This is a genomic window from Aquirufa sp. Wall-65K1 (assembly GCF_054558475.1).
Window position 1 is genome coordinate 752,781 of the sequence record NZ_JBPXKD010000001.1, and the last position, 9,266, is coordinate 762,046.

At 40.9% G+C, this 9,266-nt stretch carries 1 protein-coding gene; it reads right to left on the reverse strand.

What is annotated here, in order from left to right; translation table 11 throughout:
• Positions 1–184: 184 nt before the first annotated feature.
• Positions 185–9,259: an invasin domain 3-containing protein gene (locus ACST15_RS03355; RefSeq protein ID WP_459453227.1), complete on the reverse strand. Its 9,075-nt coding sequence runs from the start codon at positions 9,257–9,259 to the stop codon at positions 185–187.
• Between the last annotated feature and the right edge of the window lie 7 nt (positions 9,260–9,266).

A 9,266-nucleotide genomic window follows, 5' to 3' on the forward strand; every position in this document is an offset into this window, starting at 1 on the left:
ATAGATATTCATCTAGGATACGTCATCGTATGATATCCAACTCAAAAAAATAATATTCCTGGTAAAAGTTTAAACAAAAAAAAAGTCGAAGCTTAAAAAGTTCCGACTTTCTGCAATCCGTGTTCTAATGTTTTAGAGGTTTCCCTCTTATTGAAATGACGTATAGGGCATCACTTCAATTTCTTTATTTATCCAATCGATTCACGTAAACGAATGATTGAATATTTGGTTTCGCTCCTTTGAAGTCAATGATGTAGAAATACACACCATCTGTAATAGTACCTTCTCCTTGAACGACACCTATGCCTTTAGGTATCTCTCCACCCCAATCATTTTTATAATTGTCGGTTTCGTACACTATACTACCCCAACGGTTAAAGATGGTTAAATGGTGACTTGGCATGCTCATGATTCCAGGAATCACAAACTTATCATTAATACCATCTCCATTTGGAGAGAATCCTTGCGTAACAAACGGTTCGCAAATGTCTTTATCCTTACTATTTGGAATACCATCTTTATCACAATCTGGTAATGCTCCATAGTTGATGTCATCTTCTAATTTATCCGGTATACCATCACCGTCATCATCTGGATCTTTGTAATCCGGAATACCATTTCTATCCGTATCAATTGGATTCAATGGATCTGGTCCAACTTCTTCCTTATCGGAGATTCCATTGTTATCTGAGTCAACATCACGGTAATCAGGTAAACCATCTAAATCTGCATCTGAAGGTTTGTTTGGATCACTACCTACTTCCATCTTATCTGGAATACCGTCTGCATCGGAATCAGTATCACGGAAGTCATAGATACCATCCTTATCTGTATCCAAAGGTCTGCTAGGATCTGGTCCCACCTCAACTAAATCAGGTATGGTATCCGCATCCGTATCAAGATCTAAGTAATCTGGTAGACCATCCTTATCCGTATCTACTGGTACTTTTGGACTATCTCCAGCTTCAATTTTATCTGAAATGGTGTCATTATCAGAATCCGTATCTGTGTAGTTGGCTTTTCCATCTTTATCCGAGTCTACTGGAATCATTGGATCTTTACCTGCTTCTACACTATCTGGAATACCATCATTATCTGCATCTAATTCACGGTAATCAGGAACAGTATCTCCGTCAGTATCTTGAGGTTTCAATGGATTAGCACCCGCCTCAATGAAATCAGGAATACCGTCATTATCCGAGTCAGTATCACGGTAATCGTATTTAGGACTTCCATCTGTATGGGTATCAGCATCTGTGTTCAATGGATTATTGACATCTGCACCAACCTCAATGATATCCAACATTCCGTCATTATCTGAATCTATGTCACGATAATCTGGCAATAAATCTCCATCAGAATCTAGTGGAACTAATGGTACTTTTCCTGCTTCAATACTATCTGGAATGGTATCATTATCCGAGTCGGTATCTAACATATCTGCTAGACCATCCTTGTCTGTATCTACTGGTGCACCATTGATGATACCTACCTCTACTCCATCTGGCATCGTATCATTATCTGAATCCACATCACGGAAATCAGCCAATCCATCTTTATCTGTATCTCTTGGCATATTTGGATTAGGGCCAGCTTCCATTTTATCAGAAACGGTATCGTTATCAGAATCGGTATCTTGGAAATCATACTTGCCATCTTTATCAGAATCTAGCGGTTTCCAAACATCACTTCCCACCTCCACTTTATCTGGAATCGTATCATTATCTGCATCCAATTCTAACATATCCGGAATTCCGTCTCCATCTGTATCCACAGGTTTTGTTAAGTCTTTACCTGCTTCTACGCTATCTGGAATACCATCACCATCAGAATCTGTATCCTCAAAGTTTTTCAAACCATCACCATCTGTATCCCAAGGCTTATCACAATTACCCACTTCCACATTATCCAAAATACCATCTCCATCTGAATCCGTATCGCGGAAGTTGGCTAATTTATCTTGATCCCAATCTGCTCCACCTTCAACACCATCGCGAATACAGTCATTATCTGAGTCTAGGTCTAAGAAATCTGGCGAACCATCTTTGTCCGAATCAATAACCGCTTTGTATTCACCACGATCATCCCAACCATTTTCGTTGCCATCATTTAAGTTATCGCATTCTCTACACTTATCTTTTCCTTCCCAAGCATCTGGAATTCCATCACCATCGGAATCATCATCTAAGTAATTTGGAATACGATCTCCATCATTATCTGTATCACGCTCGTCACTATCACCTAACCAGTCACCATCAGCATCTTTATCGCGGTAGTTTGGTCTACCATCTTTATCTGGGTCATTGGTTAATTCTACCTTATCGGCAATACCATCACCGTCTGAATCTAAATCGATGTAGTCTGGAGTTCCGTCCTTATCTGTATCAGGTACTGGAGCAGGATTTCCTTCTAAGAAATCAGCTAATCCATTTCCATTTACATCTGGAGATGCACCATTTTTATCTACTCGACCATCGTAATTATCATCGATCGTTCCACGCTTATTATCTGTTCCTTCCCAAGCATCTAAAATACTGTCATTGTCAGAGTCAATGTCTAAGAAGTTCATCACGCCATCACCATCGGTATCGAATGATCTTTCTTGGGTATCTAAAATACCGTCATTGTCTGAATCTAAATCCAAGTAGTTAGCATCACCATCTCCATCACTATCCATATTCTTTTCGATCATATCTAAAATACCATCATTATCAGAATCTGGATCTAGGAAATTTGGAATGCCATCTGAATCAAAGTCTTGACAAGTACCAGTACCTAGGTAACCTCCATTACACTCCATTTCATTGGAAATACCATCACTATCGCAATCACCTGCAAAGTATTTAGCATAACCTATACTTCCTTTAGGAGGAATATAACCAGCAATTCCACCAGAACATGCATTGGAAGGTTCTACGTCCGTTCCATTAGGTGATCCATCACCATCACAATCGATGGCTTTCCAAGCAGCTGATGTTTTAGACATAACAAACGAGCTCATCAAATATGAACAACCATCATTCATGTCTGTTTTATCTATCAATTCTTGCTCATCTGTAACACTATCACCATCAGAATCAGCCGATACAATGACGATTTCAGGTGTTTGAACAGCTGCCCCTTCGGTAGGCGTGATGGTGAATTTAGTTGAACCTGAAGTACCTTGTTTGTACGTAATTCCAAGTACAGAGAAGTCGGCCACACCATTTACAAAGTCAGTTGGTTTCGATAATGTATAAGTAGTCTGTGCTGTCGTAGTAGTACCAGAAACATTGGATACAACAATTTTCACAGGGTTAAGTGCAGCATTGAAGGTTGTAACGGTATTACCGTAATCATCAATGGCTACCATGGTACCCGTTATTGGTTTTCCAGCTTCTTGCTGTGCATCTAAATCAACTTGCAGCGTAGAGAAATTAGCAGGAACTACTGTTACTGGTAATTTATTTTCCGTTTTAGTAACGATAGAACCCGTAGGCGTTTTAACTTCTAATTTGGCTACTTCCGCAGCAAATAATACAACCTGGATGGTGGCAACTCCATTGACAAACTTCACTGTGAAGCTTGAGCCAAATGGTGTCATTCCGTTCAAGACTAAGTTCGAACTTGGAGTAGCAGTTCCTGTTTTGCCATTGGCCAAACTTGGTCCTCCCGAGGCACTTGTTAAAATATTAACTGTAGTATTATTGGTCGTTTTCTTACCCGTTTCAACTCTTGCTTGTGGATTTTTGGTATCACTTGGAATTGAGGCAGTAGTAACTAAGTTGGCGCCAGCTTGAGGATTAGCCGTGCCATTAGGAGCAATAGATGCACCTGCCAATTGCAATAGCTGGTCTCCCGTGAAATTCGTAACGACATTACCAAATTGATCGGTTGCCTTCACGGTCATAGTAATCGTTGAACCAGCAGGTACCGTTTGATCATTGGTGGAAATGATAAAATTAGTAGGAGCGCCTGCAGTTACATTGAATGCATTAGACTCCCCAGTTTTACCTGTGATATTGCTAGAACTTAATCCACTTCCAGTGGCTAATAATACAACTCCCGTTTCACTCTTAGTATATGACCATCCAGTAATTTCAACTGAAGGTGAGCCAGCTATTAAGGTTGCAGAAGCAGTTCCTGAAATAGTACCGGTTCCTGTTTTAACGGTCAAAGTAATTAGCCCACTAGCAGTAGCATTTACCGGATTATTGGTTACGTCCACCAAGGTAGCCGTTACTGTTTGTGGTAATCCAGCTACGTGGTTAGCAATGGTACTTAACTTAATTTTAGCCGCTTCACCTGAACTAAATGTGATAGACGGACTAGTAACGCTAACACCAGTAGCGGATGTAAATGTCAATGTACCGACTCCAATACCTCCGCTGTATACTAAACCTAGACTTGTTAAGTTAGCAACACCATTTACAAAGTCATTCGATGCATTCAGTTTATTGACACCCGATAAGCCTGTAATGGTACCGACTAAACTTGAGGTTACAGTTACATTATTGCTGCTTGCATTGAAGTTAGTGATGATATTACCGAAGGCATCTTGCGCCGTCAAGGTATTGAGACCAACTAGGGCTTGTCCAGCCACTTGAGGGCTAGTTAAGCTTAATTCAAACTTAGACATAGCACCAGCACTTACAGCTACAGTTAAGCGATCGGATCCACTTGTAGTAAGCGAACCTTCACTTGCTGTGATAGTTGCTGTCTCCGCTTTGTACAAGCGCATCACTGCGGTAGCTACCCCTGAGGTAAAGGTTAAATTAGTCACTGTACCTAGGTTGGTTCCATCAATGCTAGGACTTTGAACTGGATTAGCCGAACTAGTTGCCCCAGCAAAAGTAAGTTGTTTTGAACCTGAATATGCCGAAGCTGTATTACCACTTGCATCTTTTGCGGTAATGGTAATGATTTGCTGTCCACCTGCAGTTTGTGTGCCAGAACCCGTAATAACTAATTTAGTTGGCGCACCAGCATTGAAAGTGATGCTTGCTGTCGTTTGACTGCTTGTTCCACTTAATACTGGATTACCATTTAAACTTGCCACAAATACACCCGTACCTGGGGTAGTTGAACTCACGGTGGCGGTATAAGTTCCGTTTCCATTATCAGTCACAGCAGATACTGTTCCTACACCTGAAGACTTAGTAATTAGAACAGTAGCTCCACCAGTAGTAATGCTATTTCCATTAACATCTTTAGCTGTTACCGTCAATGTTTGTGTACTTCCATCTGCCAATAAGCTAGCTGTTGTAGGACTTAAGGTAGAAGTTGTAGCATTAGCCGCGCCCACTGTAAAGGTAACGCTTGCCTGAGTTTGAGTAGCTGTTCCACTTAAAACTGGATTTGAATTAATTGTAGCAACAAATACTCCTGTACCAGCTTGCAACGAACTAACTGTAGCTGTGTAAGTTCCATTAGCATTATCTGTCACCGCAGAAACCGTACCTACTCCGGATAATTTTGTAATTAGAACGGTGGCTCCTCCAGTGGTTATTGAATTTCCTAAGGCGTCTTTCGCTGTTACTGTCAAGGTCTGTGGAATTCCAGAAGCTAACAAGCTTGAACTTATTGGAGTTAAAGTGGATGTTGCTCCACTAGGTACATTTGCATTTATTACAACAGAGTTACTTGTAATAGCTGTTCCACTTGCTGGCGTAAAGGTAAAGGTTCCCGTACCTGTAACTCCTGAATAAGTCAATCCTGATAAGTTGGAAACGCCTGCTACAAAATCAGTAATATTAGAAAGTTTATTTACTCCTGATAAGCCAGAAATTGTACCTGCTAAGCTACTAGTCACAGTGATATTATTGGTAGCGGCGTTAAATCCAGTTACCGTATTTCCATAAGCATCTAAGGCCGTTAAGGTGTTAGTACCTGTAAAGGCTGAAGCACTATTTTGTGGTGAAGCTAAGCTTACCGATAATTTAGAGAAGGTACTTGGTGTTACTGTCAAACTTAAGCGATCTGTACCAGTGCTTGAAATTGTTCCAGAGCTTACAGAAATCAATGCCGTTTCAGCCTTATATAAAGTCACATTCAAGGTAGCAACACCATTCACAAAATTGACCGAAGTTGTAGAACCAAAGGCGATGCTTCCTGCCAATGGAGAAATCGCAGGATTTAAGGACACGTTGGCTCCTGAGAATACCATGGACTTAGTTCCGGTGTAAATCGTGGATGTATTTCCATTACTATCCTTGGCTGTTATGGTAATACTTTGAGGAACTCCAGCCATGACACTTGAAGCAGCAGCTGTTATGACAAATTTAGTTGCTTCTCCACCATTAATTAGGACATTAGCACTTGTTGAAGCAGTACCCGTCGCTGGAGTAAATGTAAATGTTCCAGTACCAGGGTTACCAGTATAAATCATTCCTAGGCTAGTTAAATTAGCCACACCATTAACAAAGTCACCAGCGGCAGTCAACTTATTCGTACCTGATAAACCTGTAATGCTTCCTGTTAAACTAGAACTTACTGTAATATTATTGGTCGAAGCATTAAAGTTTGTCACCGTGTTGCCATAAGCATCTTTGGCTGTCAGGGTATTGATACCTTTGAAAGTCTCAGCATTATTTTGAGGACTTGCCAATGCAATCAATAATTTATTAAAGGTTCCTGCAGTAACATTTACTGTTAATCGGTCTGTTCCATCTGATACGATACTACCATCAGTTACTTCTACCACGGCTGTTTCCACTTGATATAGTATCATACTAGCTGTTGCCACACCATTACTAAAGGTGATGTTCGTAGCTGAATTAAAATCTATTTCAGCCACAGTGGCATTCGTAACAGGGCTCGTAGATGGATTAGCACCGGAGAATGTCAATTGTTTTGCACCAGTGTAAGTCGTAACTGTATTGCCACTTTCATCTTTCGCTGTAATGGTGATGGTTTGAGCCACACCAGCTGCTTGATTAGATGCTCCAGTTATAATCAGTTTAGTAGCACTTCCGCTAGTGAAGTTTATATTAGTACTAGTCACAGCAGTTCCTGTAGCTGGAGTGAAGGTTAAAGTTCCTGTTCCTGCTGTACCAGTAAATTTCAATCCAAGGTTAGTTAAATTGGCTATACCATTGATAAAGTCTCCAACAGCATTCAATTTATTCGTTCCTGATAGACCTGTGATGGTACCTGTTAGACTAGCACTTACGGTAATATTATTAAGCGATGCATCAAATGTGCTTACTATATTTCCATATGCATCCAAGGCCGTTAAGGTGTTTGTACCTGTAAAGGCTACCCCAATAACTTGTGTATTGGCAAGACTAGCTTGCAATTTGCTGAAGCTTGCAGGACTTACAGCTACTGCTAAACGATCAGCCCCTGAAGATGTGATGGTTCCGTCACTAACTGATATAATGGCATTTTCTACTTTGAACAAGTTCATACTCACAGTAGCCACACCATTACTAAATACCACATTAGTAGCTATGCCAAAGGATGTATTCGCAACCGTTGGACTTGTCACAGGTAATGTGGATGCAGTAGCTCCAGAGAAGGTTAAGCTTTTCGTACCCGTATAGCTAGTAATCGTATTGCCACCTGAATCTTTGGCTGTTAAGGTAATCGTTTGAGCTGTACCTGCCACTTGATTCGAAGAACCTGTAATAATTAATTTATTTAAGGCTCCTGGGTTAATTGCAACTGGACCTCCAGTACTTGCTAAGCCCGTAGTTGGCGTAAAGGTGAAGTTTACGTTTCCTGCCAATCCAGCATATACGATACCTAGGTTTGTCAAATTAGCCACACCATTGACAAAGTCACCTGCGGCATTCAATCTATTCGTACCAGATAAACCTGTAATCGTTCCTGTAAGGCTTGAGCTAACAGTAATGACATTGGAACTTGCGTTAAAGCTAGTTACAGTATTTCCATAAGCATCTTTAGCAGTCAGGGTATTCGTACCTGTCCAAGCTACACCGTTAGATTGAGAAGCAGCTAAACTTACCGCTAATTGACTAAATCCACCAGGGTTAACCGTTAGAGTTAATCTGTCAGATCCACTTGAAGCAGTAATGCCAGACGTACTTGCAGCAATATTAGCTGTTTCAACAGCATAAAGCGTCAAGTTGGTACTAGCCACACCATTGACAAAGTTGATTATGGTATTCGAAGCAAAATTGCTGGCCGCAGAAGTTTTATCCGTTGAACTGGCTGTGAAATTTCCATTTGGTGATAAACTTGCTCCTGAGAATACTAAAGTTTTGTCGCCTGAGAAACTTGTTACAATATTACCATTGGCGTCTTTCGCAGTAATTGTAATAGCTTGTGCTATACCAGCCGTTTGAGTGGCCGTAGCACTTGTAAGCACTAATCGAGTAGCTGTACCAGAGCTAATACTTACGTTAGAGCTGGTAATTGCTAATCCTGTTGCAGGGGTAAAGGTAAATGTTCCTGTTCCAACAGTACCCGTGTAGATTAAGCCAAGGCTACTTAAGTTCGCTACTCCATTCACAAAGTCACCAGCAGCTGATAATTTATTTGTACCAGACAATCCGCTAATGGTACCTGGTAAGCTCGTGCTAACCGTGATGTTATTGCTTGATGCGCTAAAGTTAGTAACTGTATTTCCGTAAGCATCTAAAGCTGTCAAGGTATTGGTACCTGTAAAGGCTACACCATTGGTCTGAGATGCAGCCATGGTCAATCCTAATTTAGCGAAAGATCCTACTCCTACTGTAATAGCCAAGCGGTCAGATCCAGTAGCACTTAAAGTACCATCACTTACAGCGATATTAACTGATTCAGCTAAATATAGAGATAAATTAGTGGTAGCCACTCCATTGGTAAAGGTGATCGTAGTAGCAGTACCAAAACTAATTTGGTTAGCATTTTTATCAGTAGCCTTAGGGGTAGTTACAGGGCTTAATGAGCTAAGAGCACCCGAGAAGGTTAATGATTTATCCCCAGCAAAAGAAGTAATGGTATTTCCACTTAAATCCTTCGCCGTGATTGTAATCGTTTGACTCGTTCCAGCCGTTTGCGTGCCGGATCCTGTAATCACAAACTTATTGGCTGATCCTGGATTGATCGTTATGCTACCACTTGTTACAGCTGTCCCTGTTGCTGGAGTGAACGTAAATGTGCCACTACCAACTGTTCCTGTGTACTTCAAGCCTAAGCTTGTTAAGTTGGCCATCCCATTCACAAAATCACCTGCACTTGTTAATTTATTGCCACCACTTATTCCACTGATCGTTCCTGTTAAGCCTGTCGTACTTACCGTAATGTTATTCCCACTCGCATCAAAGCCGGTCACCACGTTG